Origin of the sequence: Streptomyces bullii, from assembly GCF_042657145.1 — a bacterium.
GTDB classification, from domain to species: Bacteria; Actinomycetota; Actinomycetes; order Streptomycetales; family Streptomycetaceae; genus Streptomyces; species Streptomyces bullii.
The window spans coordinates 495118-512787 of the sequence record NZ_JBHSNY010000002.1 but is presented as its reverse complement, the minus strand read 5'-3'; the positions used below and the strand labels follow the sequence as shown (position 1 = coordinate 512787).

14 protein-coding genes and 1 pseudogene are annotated in these 17670 nt (G+C 73.0%); 9 read left to right on the top strand and 6 right to left on the bottom strand.

What is annotated here, in order from left to right:
• Positions 1 to 223: 223 nt before the first annotated feature.
• Positions 224 to 3766 (top strand): hypothetical protein, encoded by a 3543-nt coding sequence (locus tag ACFPZJ_RS06420; protein ID WP_381018437.1) that lies wholly within the window; start codon positions 224 to 226, stop codon positions 3764 to 3766.
• An 86-nt stretch (positions 3767 to 3852) separates the two neighbouring features.
• Here ACFPZJ_RS06420 and ACFPZJ_RS06415 read toward each other — a convergent pair whose 3' ends face one another.
• Both ACFPZJ_RS06415 and ACFPZJ_RS06410 read right to left on the bottom strand, forming a co-directional pair.
• Positions 3853 to 4725 (bottom strand): hypothetical protein, encoded by an 873-nt coding sequence (locus tag ACFPZJ_RS06415; RefSeq protein ID WP_381018435.1) that lies wholly within the window; start codon positions 4723 to 4725, stop codon positions 3853 to 3855.
• Between the two features lie 137 nt (positions 4726 to 4862).
• Positions 4863 to 5159 (bottom strand): hypothetical protein, encoded by a 297-nt coding sequence (locus ACFPZJ_RS06410; protein ID WP_381018432.1) that lies wholly within the window; start codon positions 5157 to 5159, stop codon positions 4863 to 4865.
• Positions 5160 to 5273: 114 nt separating this feature from the next.
• Between ACFPZJ_RS06410 and ACFPZJ_RS06405 the strand changes: the two genes are divergently transcribed.
• A complete protein-coding gene (locus ACFPZJ_RS06405) occupies positions 5274 to 6173 on the top strand; it encodes an oxygenase MpaB family protein (RefSeq protein WP_381018430.1) in 900 nt (299 codons plus the stop codon).
• Between the two features lie 122 nt (positions 6174 to 6295).
• Here ACFPZJ_RS06405 and ACFPZJ_RS06400 read toward each other — a convergent pair whose 3' ends face one another.
• Positions 6296 to 6895, bottom strand: coding sequence for a class I SAM-dependent methyltransferase (locus ACFPZJ_RS06400; protein WP_381018427.1), 600 nt, complete (start codon positions 6893 to 6895; stop codon positions 6296 to 6298).
• A 173-nt stretch (positions 6896 to 7068) separates the two neighbouring features.
• Here ACFPZJ_RS06400 and ACFPZJ_RS06395 point away from each other — a divergent pair, with 173 nt between their 5' ends.
• From ACFPZJ_RS06395 to ACFPZJ_RS06375, 5 genes are all read left to right on the top strand, one after another.
• On the top strand, positions 7069 to 7842 hold the full coding sequence (locus ACFPZJ_RS06395) for an MHYT domain-containing protein (protein WP_381018424.1): 774 nt from the start codon (positions 7069 to 7071) through the stop codon (positions 7840 to 7842).
• Positions 7843 to 8066: 224 nt separating this feature from the next.
• Positions 8067 to 10589 (top strand): sensor histidine kinase, encoded by a 2523-nt coding sequence (locus tag ACFPZJ_RS06390; RefSeq protein ID WP_381018421.1) that lies wholly within the window; start codon positions 8067 to 8069, stop codon positions 10587 to 10589.
• Positions 10586 to 11023, top strand: a complete 438-nt coding sequence (locus ACFPZJ_RS06385) for a roadblock/LC7 domain-containing protein (RefSeq protein ID WP_381018418.1) — start codon at positions 10586 to 10588, stop codon at positions 11021 to 11023. The genes ACFPZJ_RS06390 and ACFPZJ_RS06385 overlap by 4 nt, the downstream gene beginning before the upstream one ends.
• A gap of 22 nt (positions 11024 to 11045) precedes the next feature.
• Positions 11046 to 11456: a DUF742 domain-containing protein gene (locus tag ACFPZJ_RS06380; protein WP_381018415.1), complete on the top strand. Its 411-nt coding sequence runs from the start codon at positions 11046 to 11048 to the stop codon at positions 11454 to 11456.
• A 113-nt stretch (positions 11457 to 11569) separates the two neighbouring features.
• A complete protein-coding gene (locus tag ACFPZJ_RS06375) occupies positions 11570 to 12181 on the top strand; it encodes a GTP-binding protein (protein ID WP_381018412.1) in 612 nt (203 codons plus the stop codon).
• Positions 12182 to 12197: 16 nt separating this feature from the next.
• On the opposite strand, the pseudogene ACFPZJ_RS06370 reads toward ACFPZJ_RS06375, so the two are convergent.
• Positions 12198 to 12627 (bottom strand): annotated as a pseudogene (locus tag ACFPZJ_RS06370) (PPOX class F420-dependent oxidoreductase).
• A gap of 103 nt (positions 12628 to 12730) precedes the next feature.
• Here ACFPZJ_RS06370 and ACFPZJ_RS06365 point away from each other — a divergent pair.
• Together ACFPZJ_RS06365 and ACFPZJ_RS06360 are read left to right on the top strand one after the other, a co-directional pair.
• Positions 12731 to 13144 (top strand): roadblock/LC7 domain-containing protein, encoded by a 414-nt coding sequence (locus ACFPZJ_RS06365; RefSeq protein ID WP_381018409.1) that lies wholly within the window; start codon positions 12731 to 12733, stop codon positions 13142 to 13144.
• 126 nt (positions 13145 to 13270) lie between these two features.
• Positions 13271 to 14152: a DUF6397 family protein gene (locus ACFPZJ_RS06360; RefSeq protein ID WP_381018406.1), complete on the top strand. Its 882-nt coding sequence runs from the start codon at positions 13271 to 13273 to the stop codon at positions 14150 to 14152.
• 8 nt (positions 14153 to 14160) lie between these two features.
• Here the strand turns inward: ACFPZJ_RS06360 and ACFPZJ_RS06355 are convergent, their stop codons facing one another.
• Together ACFPZJ_RS06355 and ACFPZJ_RS06350 are read right to left on the bottom strand one after the other, a co-directional pair.
• Complete coding sequence (locus tag ACFPZJ_RS06355; RefSeq protein WP_381018403.1) at positions 14161 to 15027, bottom strand: acyl-CoA thioesterase; 867 nt, start codon at positions 15025 to 15027, stop codon at positions 14161 to 14163.
• A gap of 37 nt (positions 15028 to 15064) precedes the next feature.
• Positions 15065 to 17578 carry a DEAD/DEAH box helicase gene (locus ACFPZJ_RS06350; protein WP_381018401.1) on the bottom strand — a complete coding sequence of 838 codons (2514 nt, stop codon included), beginning with the start codon at positions 17576 to 17578 and terminating at the stop codon, positions 15065 to 15067.
• Positions 17579 to 17670 lie beyond the last annotated feature (92 nt).

Here is a 17670-nt window from a genome sequence, read left to right as displayed (position 1 = left end):
GGCCCGGGCCTGCCCATCGTGCGGGCCCGTTCCTGCGTCAACCATGGGTTGGGGCCACATGGAGTGGCGCCTCCATGTAGGGGGCCGAGACAGCGTGACTTCCCTGGGGCGCAGGTGAATGGGGAGCTTGCCCCCAAAATCGTTTGCGCCTCGATCGGCCGCACCCCACCATGACCGGCATGACCTCTGGAAAGGAGGCCCAGCGACTCCACGGTGAGCGCTGATGGCCGGACACGAGGCGTCGCAGACGCCGTCCCGACAGCCCCAGACCCCGCCCGCGCCCCTGACGCCCGCCTGGCTGAGGGCCCACTTCGATCCCCTGCCCTTCCCGGCGCGCAGGAGCGCCCTGGCACGCTACGCCCGCTCCCTCACACCGGATGCCTACGCAACCCTGCGCCACGCCCTGGCCGCCGGTGATCCCGACGAGCGGCATACCGCCCTGTTCCTGGCCGTGGTACGCCGCGACCTTGACCGTGTGGCCGAAGCCCTCACCGATCCCCTGCTCGGCCGCCGCGCCCGTGCTGCCGCCCTCCGGCTGCCCGTGCCCGAACAGGCCCTGGAACGCCTGACGCTGAGCGACATCCGGGCCACGCGGTACGACGCCTACCGGCTCCTCAGGCTCAGTCGCCGCCGGGCACTCGCGGCCAGGCTGCTGCCGGCGGTCCACGAACGCCACGGCGCCCGGGAAGCGGCGGCGCTGCTTCCGGCCTGCCCCGAGGAGACCGTCGCGGCCTGGCTGCCACGTGTCGAGACGGGCCCCGGCACACTCCACTCCCTGGCGCGTACCGCACCGTGTGCCACGGCCGCGTACCTCGCCGAGCAACACGAGCGGTACGCGCCGCAGGAGGCGCACCGCTTCGTCCGCCGGCATCTCGCCGCGGCCTCGGTCGCCGCGCGCCGTGATCCGCGCGCGGCGCTCCTGCTGTTGGACCGCGCCCCCCGCCTGCTCACCCCGCAGGGCATGCTCCGGGCACTGCACCGGCCCGCCGAGGCACTCGCCGTGCTGCGCACGGCACCGGCCGACCCGGAAGGCGCCCGGCGGCGGCACTTCATCCCCGGCGGCCCGGTGCCGCCGGCCCTGCGGCGGGCCCTGGCCGAACTGCCCGTGCGGGACCTCGTGGTCCTCGCCGAGCACTGCACCTCCACGGTCAGCGGACAGCGCGCCACGGGCCGCCTGGAGACAGCGCCTGACGGGCTCCTGCGGCTTCTTCCGCCCGCCGAACGGCGGCGCGTCCTCGACGGCCGACCGGCGGCCCGCCGCTGGCTGAGCACCACCGCACTGAGCGCACTCGCCGCCCTGGAACCGTCCGACCGGACGGAACTGGTCACTCCGTGGCTGGAGCGGTACCGGCGCAGCCTCTGGAACAGGCCCCGCGTCGCGGCGGCCCTGCCCCTGGCCGACGGCGAACCCCTGCTGCGCGAACTCGCCGGCAACCACCGCCTCCACCACCGTGCGACGGCCTGGCCCGCTCTGCTGGCTTGCGCGGAACTCGACGGCGACCCGCAGGAGTTCGCCCGGGTCATCGCCACCTGCGAGCGGGCCTGGCACGACCAGGACGACGTACGCCGCCCGGCCCTCGAACAGCTCGCCGGCGCGCCACCCCGGCTGCTCGACGCCGTGCCCGAACGAGCTCTGCGCGACGCCGTTCTCACCGCCGTCCAGTCACGCGACTCGACGGCGGCCACCCTCCGTGCCGTCGAACGCCTGCTGTACCGGGTCGTCGAACGGGCCGCGGCCGCCGGGCGGACCGAGCGCGCCGCGCACGCCGCCGGACTGTTCGGCGACCTCGTCGCGGCGCCCCGGCACACGACTCCCGTCCTGTCCGCCCTGAGAGTGGACGAGACGGCGGCCCGGGCCCTGTGGACGGCGCTGTCCCCGACGGAGCGGCAGCCCGCGGCGGTCACCGCCCTCGCCGAGCTCCTCGGCCCGCACCTTGCCGCGCTGCCCGGCCTCGACGCGGAGACACGGCGCGTCGCCGTCGACTGCGACGACCCGCGGCTCGCGGCCCGGGCCGCGGCGGCCTGGGTCCGGCCCCCGCATCTGCGGGAAGAGCGCTGCGCCGAACTGATCGCTGTGGACGCCACCTTCGCGACCGTGCCGGTGGTCCTGCGGACTCTCGCCGCCCGCCGCACCGACCTGCTCGATCCCCTGCTCGCCGCCGCGCGCGGGGGCTTCACGGGACGCCTGCGCCCCCGCTCCGTCCCCTGGACGCCGAAACTGTGCCCCGAGGTGACCGGCCGGTGGCTCGCGAGCCAGCGGAACGCCTGGGCGGAGCACCACGCGCGCGTGGCGGCCTACGACGCCGCTCCGCTGCACGCGCGCGCCGACGCGGCCAGACTCCTCCGGGACCCGCAACGGCTGACCATGCTCGTCGAGCAGGCCCCGCAGCCGGTCGCGGCGGCGGCACTCACGGCTCTGGGAGAGGTTGCGGGAACGGGCGTGGGAGTGGTTGCGGGGGCGGGTGTTGGAGAGGGTGCGGAGACAGGCGTGGGCGAGTGGGCGGCGACCGGTGGGGGCGAGGGTGCGGCGACCGGTGGGGGCGACGGCCCGGAGGAAGCCGCGGGGCCGGCCGTGGACGCCCCGGAGAGCTCCCGTCACGCCCAGCACCTGCTGCGGCATGCCGCCACCGGCGGAGTGCGTGGCAGGGCCGCCATGGCCGCCCTCGGGCGCCTCCTGGAGCGCATGCCCGACGGTGACGCCGTGAGACTCCTGGCGCCGGTGGCGTCCGCCGTCGACGCCCCGGTCGGCAGCCGCAAGGAGGCGGCACGGGCCCTGAGAGCCCTGCCCGGGGAGGGCGCCTTCAGGGCGCTGCTCGCCGCCTGGGACGCACCCCGGCAGCATCCCGACGTCCGGGCCGTACTGGCCTGGGCGCTGCTGCCCGAGGTCGGCCGCCCCGATGTAGCCGGCCGGCTCGTGCGCGCGGCGCACGAACCCGCCGTCCGTGACGCCGTCGTGCACGCGCGCGTGCGGGCGGTGCCCGACGCCGAGCGGGAGGCGTACACGGCGTTCTTGACACGGCTGGTCGTTCAGGGCGACGAGGAGACCGTCGCCGCCGCGTGCCGGGCGCTGCCGTCCTGGCTCACCTCGGACTGCGCCGAGGCGGTGAGAGTGCTGGTCGACGCGGCGGTGGACCCGGAGAGGCCCCGCTCGGTGTGGTGCGTGGCGGCGCGCCAGCTCGTCCGGCTCCCGTCCGGGCCGGCCACCGAGTCGGTCCTCCGAGGTGCCTTCGATGCGTTGGCGGAGCGCGCACGCGCGCATGATCCGGGGGTACGCGTCGACGCGCTGCGCCGCCTGCACGGCTGCACGGATGTCGTGCGACCGTCCGAGTCGACCTGGCAGACACTGCCCGTCCTCGACATGCTGGCCGACACCCTGGAGGCCGTCGGCCTGCACGCCGACGCGGCACGTCTCAGCTGGGAGGCCGCCGTGGACTCCGTACGGCAGGGCAAGCACGAGTGGCACCCGTGGGACCGGCTGGTGCGGCTGTGCGAGGCGGGCACCGGACGCTGTCCGCAGAACCCTCACATGTCCGCGGACTTCAGCCGGCCACGCGTGCGTGCCGCCGCGCTGACCCTGGCGCGCACCCTGCGCGCCCGGGGAACCGGAGTGTCCGGTTCGCTGGCGCTGTTCCTGGTGCGCGCCGCAGGACACGCGACCGACTGGGCGCCGAAGTGGCGGGCGGAACTCGACGCGCTGCGCGCCCACGCCGACCCGGACACCGCGATGGCCGCGCTGCTCGTCGGCCCGGAGCCGCCCGGGGCGTGATGCGGCACGGAACCGGACCGCGGCCGTCGTACCCCCCGGTCCGGCCCCCGGGCCGTACGCCCCGGGGGCCGTAGGAGCGCGCCACGTCAGCTCGGGCGTACTGCCATCTTGTCGAGGGCCTCCAGGAGACCCGGCAGCTCCGGTCCCCGGCCCACCGGGAGCACCTCGCCGGGTTCCTCGTCGAGCAGCACGAACGCGATGTCGTCGGTCCTGGCCACGAGGGACCAGCCGGGACCGTCGGCGCGCAGGGTGCGCGCGTCGCCCGTCGCGAAGGACGACCGGACCCGGCCCAGCGGCGGCGGTGTGTCGATGTAGGAGCGGGCCTCCGCGAGGACGCGCCGAATGCCGCTGTGGCCCTTCCGCGCGTCCGTGGCGGCTCCGTCCGCGCCCTTCGCCCCGTTCGCCGCGTCCCCGCCCGTACCGTCCGCGGAATCGGCTCCGGCGTCCGGCCGCACGAAGTCGGCGTCGTCCACCTGCTCCCGCCACAGCGCCCACTGCAGCGCGATCTCGTCCGCTCCCAGGCGCCGCTGGGCGGGCCCCCAGGTGGTGGTGTCCGGCGGAGCCAGGGCAGGCCGGTCGGCGTCCTCGGGACCGGGGTCGTGCGGCGCGGGCACCCCCGGGGCCGCGACGGCGACCGCGAGGGGCCATCCGGGCAGAGCGGCGACGACCGTGCGCTCGTCGGGCGACAGGTCGTACTCCATGCCGCAGTCCCAGGACGCGATCGCCACGGCGACCAGGGAGACGTCGTCGATGACGACGGTCCAGCGCGCGCCGTCGCCGTCCTGGCCGAGCACCAGCCCGTACCCGTCGGCGAGCGGCGCCAGACCGAGGGCCGCGCACGCCTCCGGGTAGTCGTCGCCCAGCACACTCGGGAACTTCGCCGGCGTGAGCAGTACCGCCGTGAGCACATAGAGCGCGTCGTCCTCGGCGGCGACGGCGCCCTCGTCCGTCCCGGCCATCCCAGCCTCCCCATCGGTTGGTCCAACGGCGCGCACCCTAGTGCGACCGGAAGCCGCTTGTCACGACCTCGCAGGCGCACCGGGAGCTGCAGTTTTCCGACTCGACGGGGCGAATCGACCGACCGTCGCCCGCCGTGTCAGGCCGCCGGCAGGCCCAGCAGCGCACGCGCCACGGTCCGCGGCGACTCGCCGCGTTCCCGCGCGAGCGCGATGACGGCCCGGCAGGCCAGTTCGTTCACCCCGAACGACAGCGCCTCCGGGGACACCCATCCGGCCGCCTCGTCTATCCGCTCCTGGTCGTTCTCCGCGCACGCCGAGACGTAGGCCGCGGCGGCCTCGAAGAGGTTGTGCGGACGTTCGTCCCGACGTGGCTGCGTCTCCGCGCGGAACGCGCCGAGAAGTCTGCCTGTGGACTTGCGGACCCTGCCCCACATGCCGACCGCCTTCCCCCTGCTGCGATTGCCCTGATCGGTCCTTCATCTCCTCCCCCTCAACGTAGAGTTGAAGCTCCGACGGCAGAAGTCCGACGGCAGAAGGGGGACGGCGAGGTGGAGCGCTTCGCGCGGCTGCGGCAGATCCGGCGGATGGATCCGTACCGGCAGGCCACGGAGATCTACCGGCTCAGCGTCGCCTACGAGTTCCCCTGGGACTTCACCCGGTCCCTGGAACTGGCCCTCTACCGCACTTACGCCGTCCCGAGCATCGGCCGGCTGCTCGCGGCGACGGCGGAGCTCACGGAGCGGGCGCAGAGGCGGTACGACGACACCTCACTGCTGCTGGACGCCATCGTCGAGCACGGCTTCGGCAGCGACCAGGGCAGGACCGCGGTCCGTCGCATCAACCAGATGCACCGCAGCTACGCCATCAGCGACGATGACATGCGGTATGTGCTGTGCACGTTCGTCGTGATGCCCAAACGGTGGATCGACGCCTACGGGTGGCGCAGGATGTCACGCCACGAGATCGTCGCGAGCACGGTCCACTACCGCACGCTCGGGCGGCACATGGGCATCAAGGACGTCCCGGAGACCTACGAGGAGTTCGAGACCTGCCTCGACGCCTACGAGGAAGCCCACTTCGACTGGGACGAGGACGCGCGGCGGGTCTCGGACGCCACCCTCGCCCTGATGACGTCCTGGTACCCGCGCCCGCTCGCGCCCCTGCTGCGCACCGCTACGCTCGCCCTGCTCGACGACCCGCTCCTGCGCGCGTTCCGCTACATCCCGCCGGGCCCCACCACGCGCGCGTGCGTGCGCCGCGCGGTACGGCTGCGCGGACGACTCGTCCGGCTGCTGCCGCCGCGTCGCGCCCCGCACTTCGCGCGGCAGAACTGGGAGATCAAGAGCTACCCGAACGGCTACCGGCTGGCGGACCTGGGCACCCGTCCGGTCCCGGGCGCCCGCGGCTGCCCCGTACGCCACGTCGGGAACGCCTCAGAGGCCGAGTGAGGCGGGGGCCTTCCGCGGTCGGATGAGATCGGCCCGGGGCGGGGTGTGCGCGAACGGTCGGAAGGCCGTGCGGGCAGCAGCGGCGTCGCCCGCGGGACAGGACTGCGGAGGCCGTCCCGGTCTCAGCCCTCGCGGACCGCCAGCGCAAGGAAACGGTCGTCCTCGTCGACGTACGACGTCATGAGCCACCCGGAACCGGCCAGGAGCGGACGGAGGTTCGGCTCGGCCCGCAGGTCGTCCGGCGTGATGCGACGGCCCTGGCGTGCGGCGAGCGCCGCCCTGCCGATCGGGTGGAACAACGCCAGCACGCCGCCCGGACGCACCACCCGGGCCAACTCCCGCAGATTCTCCGCCAGATCCGGCAGGTGCGAGATCAGCCCCGCGCCGAACACCGCGTCCAGTGACCCGTCGCGCAACGGCAGCGCCGCCACGTCGGCGAGCAGCAGGCGTCCGGCGCGGTCCCGTCCGGCCCGTACGGCCGCCTCCAGCATGGCCGGGGTCAGATCGGCCCCCACGACCACTCCCGAGGCCCCCACGGCCGCCCGCAGCGGCGGCAGGGCCCGTCCGGTGCCGCAGCCCGCGTCCAGCACGCGATCGCCCTCGCGGAGCCCCAGCTCGGCGACCGCGGCCGCGTAGGCGGGACCGTCGTCGGGGAACCGGCTGTCCCAGTCGGCCGCGCGGGCGGTGAAGAACTCCTGCACACGTGTGTGGTCGTCGCTCATGTTCGCATGATCCCTCACCAGTACCGGCGACGCGGAGCACACGTTCGGTGGACATCGCAGTGCGCACGTTCGAGCGTGACGCGATCGTTCCGCTGCCTGTCCGGGTCATATTGCACTACCTTTCGTAATGCGCCCCCGTTGTGCGCCCGGGTCGGGACTAGCGTCCCGGGGCCATGGGACACCTGGACCACGCCGCCCTGGGGTGGCTGACCCCCGTGCTGTCGTACGCGATGGCCTGCACTGGCGCCGCCCTGGGGCTGCGCTGCACCGTCCGGGCGCTCGGCGCGACCGGTCGCGCGCGCCGCAACTGGCTCGTCACCGCCGCCTCGGCGATCGGCACCGGCATCTGGACCATGCACTTCGTGGCCATGCTCGGCTTCGCCGTCGGCGGCACCGACATCCGCTACGACGTGCCGCTCACCCTCGTGAGCCTGCTGGTGGCGATGGTCGTGGTCTGCGTCGGCGTCTTCGCAGTCGGGCACAGCCGCGACCGGGGCCGGGCGCTGCTGCTCGGCGGACTGACCACCGGGCTCGGCGTCGCGAGCATGCACTATCTCGGCATGGCGGCGGTCCGCCTGCACGGCGACGTGAGCTACGACCCGGTGCTGGTCGCGCTCTCCGTGCTGATCGCCGTCGTCGCGGCGACGGCGGCCCTGTGGGCGGCGCTCAACATCAAGTCGCCCGGTGCGGTCACCGTCGCGTCCCTGATCATGGGCGCGGCGGTCAGCAGCATGCACTACACCGGCATGTTCGCGGTGAGCGTGCGGGTCACGCCCTCCAGCGAGGTCCTGCCCGGGGCCACGGCGATGCAGTTCATCTTCCCCCTCGCCGTCGGCCTCGGGTCCTATCTCTTCCTGACCTCGGCCTTCGTCGCGCTGTCGCCGACGGGCGGGGAGCACGCGGCGTCCGCCTCGGCCCAGCGGACGGCCGGGACCGCCGTCCCTTAGCCGCGACCACGCGCGGCCCTGACGGACCCCCCGACGGCATACCCCGGACGGGAAAGCCCGGACGGGACACCCAGGACGGGACGGCCCAGACAGGAAGCCCCGGACAGGGAAGGCCCAGATGCGGCAGCCCGCCGTACGGGGCCCGGGCCGGATCCCCTGTACTTGCGGACCGCGCGCTCAGAACCCGGACGGTACGCCCCGAACCACTCCCGAGCGAGGAGTCGATGCGCACACCCCGTAGGACACCCACCCCGGGCGCCGAGGCGCCGCCCCAGAGCCCCGTGCGCGGCCGCCGGGCGCATGCCGGACCGCCGGCGAACGAAGGCCGCAGGGAAGCCACCCCGAACGAGGCCGCCACGCGCGCGTGGCGGCACGGCGTCCGCCCCCGCACCGTGCGCGCCAAGATCATCTGCCTTCTCATGGTGCCGGTCGTCTCCCTGCTGGCCCTGTGGGCGTACGCGACCGTCACCACCGCCCAGGACGTCTCCCGGCTGCGCCAGATCCAACGCGCCGACGCCACGGTCCGCGCCCCCGTCGCCGCCGCCGTCACCGCCCTCCAGGCCGAACGCTCCGCCGCCGTACGCCACTCCACCGACCCGTCCGCCGTACGGGCCGACGACCTCAGGAAGCTCGCGCGGCACACCGACCGGGCCGTCGCGCGACTGCGGCTCGGTGAGAACCACACCGTCGCCGACGGCGAGGACCTGCCCGCCGGGGTGGCCGGGCGGCTGGAGGCGTTCGTCACCGGCGCGGAGCGGCTGCGGCCGCTGCGTACCGCCGTGCTCGACGGGCGCGTCGACTGGGACGAGACGTACGGGCGGTACACGCGGACCATCGCGACGGCCTTCGGCGTGGGCGGCGCCCTGGCCGGCATCCAGGACGCCGATCTCGGCTCCGATACGCGCGTGCTGATGGAGTTCGCCCGCGCGAGCGAGGCGCTGGCCCAGGAGGACGTGGTGCTGGGCAGCGCCAGGCTGGCCGGGAGCCTCACCGGCGAACGGCTGCGGCTGTTCACCGGCGCCGTCGACCTGCGCCGCACGCTCACCGAATCCGCCGTCCCCGACCTGCGCGGCACCGAACGCGCCGCCTGGAACGGCCTCGCCGGCACCGGCGCCTACGACACGCTGGGTGCCGTCGAGGACAAGGTCCTCGCGGCCGGCCCCGGGGCGCGCGCGGTCGACGCCGTGCCCGAGGACACCTGGGAGACGGCACACGCGCGCGTGCAGAGCGGGATGCGGACGATCCAGGAGCAGGCGGGACACGGCGTCGCCGACCGGGCCGACCCGTTCGCCCAGGGGCTGCTCACGCCGGCCGGCGCGGCCGTCCTCCTCGGTCTCGCCGCCGTGGCCGCCTCCCTCGTCATCTCCGTACGCATCGGCCGGGGCCTCGTCGTCGAGCTGGTGAGCCTGCGCAACAGCGCCCTGGAGATCGCCCGGCGCAAACTCCCCGAGGCCATGCGGAAACTGCGCGCCGGCGAGGAGATCGACCTCAGGGCCGAGGCCCCGCCCGGACCACCCGCCGACGACGAGACCGGCCAGGTCGCCGAGGCCCTGGGCACGGTGCACCGCGCCGCGCTGCGCGCCGCCGTGGAGCGCGCTGAACTCGCCAGCGGCATCTCCGGGGTGTTCGTCAACCTCGCCCGGCGCAGCCAGGTCCTCGTCCACCGCCAGCTAGGCCTCCTGGACAGCATGGAACGCCGCTCCGACGACCCGAACGAGCTCAGCGACCTGTTCCGGCTCGACCACCTCACCACCCGCATGCGGCGCCACGCGGAAAGCCTGATCATCCTCTCCGGAGCGGCACCCGGCCGGGCCTGGCGCCTGCCCGTCGCCCTGACGAACGTCGTCCGCGCGGCCGTCTCCGAGGTCGAGGATTACGCGCGCGTGGAGGTACGGCAACTCCCCGAGGCCTCCGTCATCGGCGCGGCCGTCGCCGACCTCACCCACCTGCTGGCCGAACTCATCGAGAACGCCGCCCAGTTCTCGCCCCCGCACACGCGCGTGCGCGTCACCGGCGAACCCGTCGGCAACGGCTACGCCCTGGAGGTCGAGGACCGCGGCCTGGGCATGGGCAGGGAGAGCCTCGCCGAGGCCAACCGCCGCATCGCCGAGTCCGAGGCGCTCGACCTGTTCGACAGCGACCGGCTCGGCCTGTTCGTCGTCAGCCGGCTCGCGGCCCGGCACGGCATCAAGGTGCACCTGCGGACCTCGCCGTACGGCGGCACCACCGCGGTCGTCCTGCTGCCCACCGCCCTGCTGCACAGCGGCGCGACGGAAGGTTCCCCTCCAGAGGCGGCCCAGGCATCGCAGCCCGAGGGACGCGCCCACGCGCGCGTGCCCGGCGACCTACCGCACGAGCCGTACCAGGACGCCGTCCCGGCCCCGGCCGACCGGCGCGCGCTGGTGGCCCCCGTCCCGGCCGCGGCGGGAACCGCCTCCCCGAGCCCACCACCAGGAGTCGCCACCTTGCGTCTGCACCGACCGGAGGAGGAACCCGAAGGCTCCGACGACCTCCCACGCCGCGTTCGGCAGGCCAGCCTCGCCCCCCAGCTGCGCGACGGCCGCCCCGAGGACCCGCCGCCCGTGTCCACGCCCCGAGGCGACGACGAGCGCACCCCCGAACTCGTACGGGACCGCATGGCGGCCTACCGCGACGGATGGACGCGGGGCGGCGGCAGGCAACCCGGCCGCGGAGCCACACCCGGCGCCCAGGCGGGCAGTGACGGCAGCGAAGGAGACCCCGCATGATCCAGGACCCGAGCATGAGGGCCGCCCGGCGGTCCGGCGAACTCGACTGGCTGCTGGACGACCTGGTGCTCCGCGTGCGTGAAGTACGGCACGCCGTGGTGCTGTCCAACGACGGACTGGCCGTGGGCGCCTCCAGCGACCTCGGCCGCGAGGACGCCGAACACCTCGCCGCGGTCGCCTCCGGCTTCCACAGCCTCGCCAAGGGCGCGGGTCGGCACTTCGGGGCCGGCGGCGTACGCCAGACCATGGTCGAGATGGACGACGGCTTCCTCTTCGTGGCCGCCGCCGGTGACGGCTCCTGCCTCGCCGTCCTCACCGCCGCCACCGCCGACATCGGCCTGGTCGCCTACGAGATGGCACGGCTGGTCAAACGCGTCGGCGAGCATCTGTGCACGGCGCCGCGCGCCGACGCGCGACCGCCCGCCGCAGGATGAGACGCGAAGGCGGTCCGCGCAGATGACCGAGGACATGACGGCCGGCCCGCACGAGCAGGGCAGCCAGTGGTACGACAACGAGGCCGGCCCTCTCGTCCGCCCGTACGCGCTGACGGGCGGCCGCACGCGGCCCGGCCCCACCGGCGTCCGTTTCGATCTGATCGCGCTCGTCACCCTGGATCCGGGCGCGCCCGGTCTCGACGACGCCGCACTCGGGCCGGAACACAGGGTCCTGCTCCAGCTGTGCCGCACGGAGACCCAGTCGGTCGCCGAGCTCGCCGCGGGCGCGGACCTGCCCGTGGGCGTCGTCAGGGTCCTCCTCGGCGACCTCGTGGAACTCGGCGGCGTCACCGTCAGCCGTCCCGTGCCGCCCGCGCAGCTGCCCGACGAACGGATTCTGCGCGAGGTCATCGCGGGACTGCGGGCGCTGTAGACGGCCGCTCCCAATACTCCCGCGGACCTGCCGCGCCCGGACGCAACGCCGGGCCGCGGCACGCACCACCGTCCCACGCCGAGCGTTACCGGCACTCCCGAGAGAAGTGATCCATGGTCTCCGAGCACGAGCACACCGATGCCGAGGGCGGCGAGAGCACCGCCCTGGCGCTGAAGATACTGGTCGCCGGCGGATTCGGCGTGGGCAAGACCACCCTGGTCGGCGCCGTCAGCGAGATCCGGCCGCTGCGCACCGAGGAACTGCTCAGCGAGGCAGGGCAGTCGGTGGACGACACCGACGGCGTGGACCACAAGGTCACGACGACCGTCGCCATGGACTTCGGCCGCATCACGATCCGTTCCGGGCTGTCCCTCTACCTCTTCGGCACACCGGGCCAGGACCGTTTCTGGTTCCTGTGGGACGAGTTGTCGCAGGGAGCTCTCGGCGCGGTGGTCCTCGCGGACACCCGGCGGCTGGAGGACTGCTTCCCGGCGGTGGACTACTTCGAGCACCGGCGCATCCCGTTCGTCCTGGCCGTCAACTGCTTCGCGGGCGCCCGGCGTCACGGAGCCCAGGACGTCGCACGCGCCCTGGACCTCGACCGGGGAACGCCCGTCGTGCTGTGCGACGCCCGGGACCGCGACTCCGGGAAGGAAGTGCTCATCCGGCTCGTCGAGTACGCGGGGCGGATGCACACCGCCCGGCTGCTCGACTCGGTGGGATGAGCGCCGGACGCCCGTGTCAGTCGGCGACGCCCTGCTCCGTGAGGACCTTGTCGATGGTGACGCGGACGAGGAGCTCACCCGGAACACCGTTGCGGGCGCCGAACTCCTCGGCGCGGTCCTCGCCCATGTACCGGGCCCCGATCAGCGCGGCCCAGTGCCGCAGTTCGCCTAGGTCCTCCGAAACCCTGGCGCGTCCCTGCAGGATCACGAAGCCGAACGGCGGCCGGTCGTCGTCCACGCACAGGGCGACCCGGCCGTCCCCGGACCAGATTGCGGCCCTTCACGCTCTGCTTGCCGGTGTTGAACACCACCTCGTCCCCGTCGAGCAGGAACCAGATCGGGGTCACGTGCGGACTGCCGTCGGGACGGACAGTGGCGAGTTTTCCGGTGCGGGTGCCGCACGAGACGAACTCCCGCCACTGCGCTTCGGTCATCTTCTGTGCCATGCCTCCATCCTCCTTGCCCGAGTTGCGGTCGTGGGGAAGGCTGGCGTGGAGATCCTCCGGTCAGGAGGAGACACGTACGGGGAGAACACGGGGAGACCGGAACATGGCGCACAACCAGGGACTTGACTGGCTGCTGGACGACCTGACCGAGCGCGTCGAACACGTGCGGCACGCACTGATCCTGTCCAACGACGGTCTGGTGACGGGGGCGAGTACGGGACTGCGACGGGAGGACGCGGAGCACCTGGCCGCCGTGTCCTCCGGGCTGCACAGCCTGGCCAAGGGCTCGGGACGCCACTTCGGCGCGGGCCGGGTGCGCCAGACGATGATCGAGTTCGACGACGCGGTGCTCTTCGTCACCGCGGCCGGCAGCAGCAGCTGCCTGTGCGTCCTCAGCGGGGCCGAGGCCGACATCGGGCAGATCGCGTACGAGATGACGCTCCTGGTCAACCGGGTCGGCGAACATCTCGACGTGGATGCCCGGCAGCCCGAACGAAAGCCGGTCGCAGACATCTGACCTGGGCGTTCGTCGTCCCCCGTGGAGTTATCCACAGGCTGGCCACGTGATCCGCGGAAACGGCTACGGTTTTTTCACGGTGAGCGCACACGGCGCGAGCCGCTGACTCCACGGGGGAGACCGACCATGTCCCGCACCATCCTCACGGAACCCGACCACCGCACCTGCACGCCGAGCCGCGCCGCCCGCGAACTCAGACTGAAGCGCGGCGAGTTCGATCTCGCGGTGAACCTGGGTTTCATCCGCACCGTCCCCGACGAAGGCGGCGGAGGCGGCCGGGTCACCCGCGCCGAGCTCGACCGCCTGCGCGCCGGACACGGCCTGACCGAGGCGCTGCGCGACCGTGTGACGACCGTGGGCACCAAGGAAGGCGCGTTGCTCGTCGATGTGGCACCCACCAGGTTCACACGCCTCGCGCGCCTGGGCCGGATCGTGCCCGTACGTTTCTACCTCAACCGCTACAGGACGGTGATCTGGCTCTACCTGGCCGAAGAACTGCGGCACTTCGCGGCCGACGCGGACAACGAGCGACTGCTGCAAGGCCGTATGCCGGCGGATCTGCGGGAGCAGCTGGAGGCGGGGGTGGACCGGCGGGCCCGCAACTGGCGGGTGCGTCACCTCGGATTTCTGCTGCGGCAGGCCGGGGAGGACCACTGGGCGCGGGCGGCGGCCGTGACCTGCCTGCTCGATCCCGCCGACGTGGCGGACATCGTCGAGGATCCGTACGAACGCGCCCGACTGGAGAGCCTTCGGCCCCGGCTCCCGGTGCACGGCGCGCCCGGTTCACCCGCCGCGGAACTCGCCGAGACACTCATGACGGCGCACGAACCGGACGAGGTCGCCTGGCTCCGCGCCGATCTGGCCCGGACGGTGGAGGAGGCCCGAGCACCCCGGCCGGAACCGAAGCCGACCGCGCCACCACCGCTGTCCGAACCGGAGCCGCCCGCAGGGGAGGAAGCCCCACGCTCACGTGGTCTGCTGAGCTGGCTGCGGCGCGGAGGCTCGTAACCGCGGCGTTACAGGGCCCTGAACAGCCCCTCCTGCACCACCGACACGACCAGCCGGCCCTCGCGGTCGTAGATCCGGCCGCGGGCCAGCCCGCGCCCGCCGACTGCGATCGGCGACTCCTGGTCGTACAGCAGCCAGTCGTCCGCCCGGAACGGCCGGTGGAACCACATGGCATGGTCCAGCGACGCCATGTCGAAGCCCCGCGGGCCCCACAGCGGCTCGACGGGGATGCGTACGGCGTCCAGGAGGGTCATGTCGCTGGCGTAGGTCAGGGCGCAGGTGTGCACCAGCGGGTCGTCGCCGAGCGGCCCGACGGCGCGCATCCACACCGCGCTGCGCGGCTCGGCGTCCTTGACCTCCTCGTCGCTCCAGCGCAGCCGGTCCACGTAGCGGATGTCGAAGGGCTGGCGGCGGGCCATGCGCTCCAACTGCTCAGGCAGCGTGCCCAGATGCTGCCGGATCTCGTCCGTGACCGTCGGCAGGGTCTCCGGGTCCGGGACCTTGCGAGCCGGCGGCAACTGGTGTTCGAAGCTGCCCGGTTCAGGCTTGTGGAAGGAGGCGGTGAGATTGAAGATCGTGCGGCCCTGCTGCACCGCGGTGACCCGGCGGGTCGTGAACGACCGCCCGTCCCGCACCCGTTCGACCTGGTACACGATCGGCACGCCCGGCCGGCCCGGGCGCAGGAAGTACGCGTGCAGCGAGTGCACGGGCCGGTCGCCCTCCGTGGTGCGGCCGGCGGCGACCAGCGCCTGGCCCGCCACCTGCCCGCCGAAGACCCGCTGCAGGGATTCCTGCGGGCTGCGGCCACGGAAGATGTTGACCTCGATCTGCTCCAGGTCGAGCAGGTCGACAAGCCTCTCGGCGGGATTCGTCATGAGTGGGATTCTCCTGTGCTCGCGGTCGGCCGGCTGCTCACAGCTGGCCGACGTCGGTGACACGGACGACCGCGCGGCCCTCCGCGTCGGAGGCGGCCAGGTCGACCTCCGCGCTGATGCCCCAGTCGTGGTCGCCGTTCGGGTCGTCGAAGATCTGGCGGACGCGCCACAGCCCGCTCTCCGGCTCCTCCTTGATGACGAGCAGCTTGGGGCCGCGCGCGTCGGGGCCGGTGTCGAGGTCGTCGTACTCCTCCCAGTACTTGTCCATCGCCTCGCCCCACGCGTCGGCGTCCCAGCCGGAGTCGGCGTCCATCTCGCCCAGCTCCTCGACCTGGTCCAGGGCGGCGAGCTCGACGCGGCGGAACAGGGCGTTGCGGACCAGGACGCGGAAGGCGCGCGCGTTGGTGGTGACCGGCTTGACCTCGTCGGCCTTCTCCTGGGCCTCCTCGGCGGTCATCTCCTCGGGGTTGGCGAGCTGCTCCCACTCGTCCAGCAGGCTGGAGTCGACCTGGCGCACCATCTCGCCGAGCCACTCGATCAGATCCTGGAGATCCTCGGACTTGAGGTCGTCGGGGACGGTGTGGTCGAGGGCCTTGTAGGCGCTGGCGAGGTAGCGCAGCACGATGCCCTCGGTGCGGGCCAGCTCGTAGAAGGACACCAACTCGGTGAAGGACAGCGCCCGTTCGTACATGTCGCGGACCACGGACTTCGGCGACAGCGGATGGTCGCCGACCCAGGGGTGGCTCTTGCGGTACGTGTCATACGCGTGGAAAAGCAGCTCCTCCAGGGGCTTTGGGTACGTGATGTCCTGGAGACGCTCCATGCGCTCCTCGTACTCGACGCCGTCCGCCTTCATCGCGGCCACGGCCTCGCCGCGCGCCTTGTTCTGCTGGGCGGCGAGGATCTGCCGGGGATCGTCCAGCGTCGACTCCACCACGGACACCATGTCCAGGGCGTACGACGGCGACTCGGGGTCCAGCAGCTCGAACGCGGCCAGCGCGAAGGTCGACAGCGGCTGGTTGAGCGCGAAGTCCTGCTGGAGATCGACGGTGAGTCGGACGATGCGGCCCTCGGCGTCCGGCTCGTCGAGCTTCTCGACGATGCCGCCGTCCAGCAGCGAGCGGTAGATGGCGATGGCCCGCCGGATGTGCCGCAGCTGCTGCTTGCGCGGCTCGTGGTTGTCCTCCAGCAGGCTCCGCATCGCCGCGAAGGCGTTGCCGGGCCGGGCGATCACCGACAGCAGCATGGTGTGCGTCACCCGGAAGCGGGACGTCAGCGGCTCCGGCTCGGACTCGATGAGCTTCTCGAAGGTCTTCTCCGTCCAGCCGACGAAGCCCTCCGGCGCCTTCTTGCGGACGACCTTGCGCCGCTTCTTCGGGTCGTCACCGGCCTTGGCGAGCGCCTTCTCGTTCTCGATGACGTGCTCGGGCGCCTGCGCGACGACGAAGCCCTCCGTGTCGAAGCCGGCGCGTCCGGCGCGGCCCGCGATCTGGTGGAACTCGCGGGCGCGCAGGGTGCGTACACGGTTGCCGTCGTACTTGGTGAGGGCCGTGAACAGCACCGTGCGGATGGGGACGTTCACGCCCACGCCGAGCGTGTCCGTGCCGCAGATCACCTTCAGCAGGCCCGCTTGGGCGAGCTTCTCCACCAGGCGCCGGTACTTGGGCAGCATGCCGGCGTGGTGGACCCCGATGCCGTGCCGGACGTAACGGGAGAGGTTGCGGCCGAACTTGGTGGTGAAGCGGAAGTTCCCGATGAGTTCGGCGATCCGGTCCTTCTCCTCGCGGGTGCACATGTTGATGCTCATCAGCGCCTGCGCCCGCTCCACGGCCTGCGCCTGCGTGAAGTGCACGATGTACACCGGTGCCTGCCGGGTCTCCAGCAGGTCGGTGAGCGTCTCCGTGAGAGGCGTGTACCGGTACTCGTAGGACAGCGGCACGGGGCGGGTCGCCGAGCGGACCACCGCCGTGGGGCGGCCGGTGCGGCGGGTGAGGTCCTTCTCGAAGAAGGAGACGTCGCCGAGCGTCGCCGACATCAGGACGAACTGCGCCTGCGGCAGTTCCAGGATCGGGATCTGCCAGGCCCAGCCGCGGTCGCCCTCCGCGTAGAAGTGGAACTCGTCCATCACGACCTGGCCGACGTCCGCGTCCTTGCCGTCACGCAGCGCGATCGACGCGAGCACCTCGGCCGTGCAGCAGATGACGGGGGCGTCGGCGTTGACGGAGGCGTCGCCGGTCAGCATGCCGACGTTCTCCGTGCCGAAGATCTTGCACAGCTCGAAGAACTTCTCCGACACCAGTGCCTTGATCGGCGCCGTGTAGAAGGTGACCTCGTCCCGGGCCAGGGCGGCGAAGTGCGCGCCCGCCGCGATCATGCTCTTGCCGGAGCCGGTGGGCGTCGACACGATCACGTTGGCGCCGGAGACCGCCTCGATCAGCGCTTCCTCCTGGTGGGGGTAGAGCGTGAGACCACGCTCCTGGGCCCACGACTCGAAGGCCTCGTACAGGTCGTCGGGGTCGGCGGTCGGCGGCAGCTGATCGATGAGGGTCACGGACCCATCTTGCCTGGCCCCCCGCCCGATCCGGGAATCGGATACGGGTACGAAGATCGCGACCGCTACGCTGTGTCGCCGACGGAGCGTCA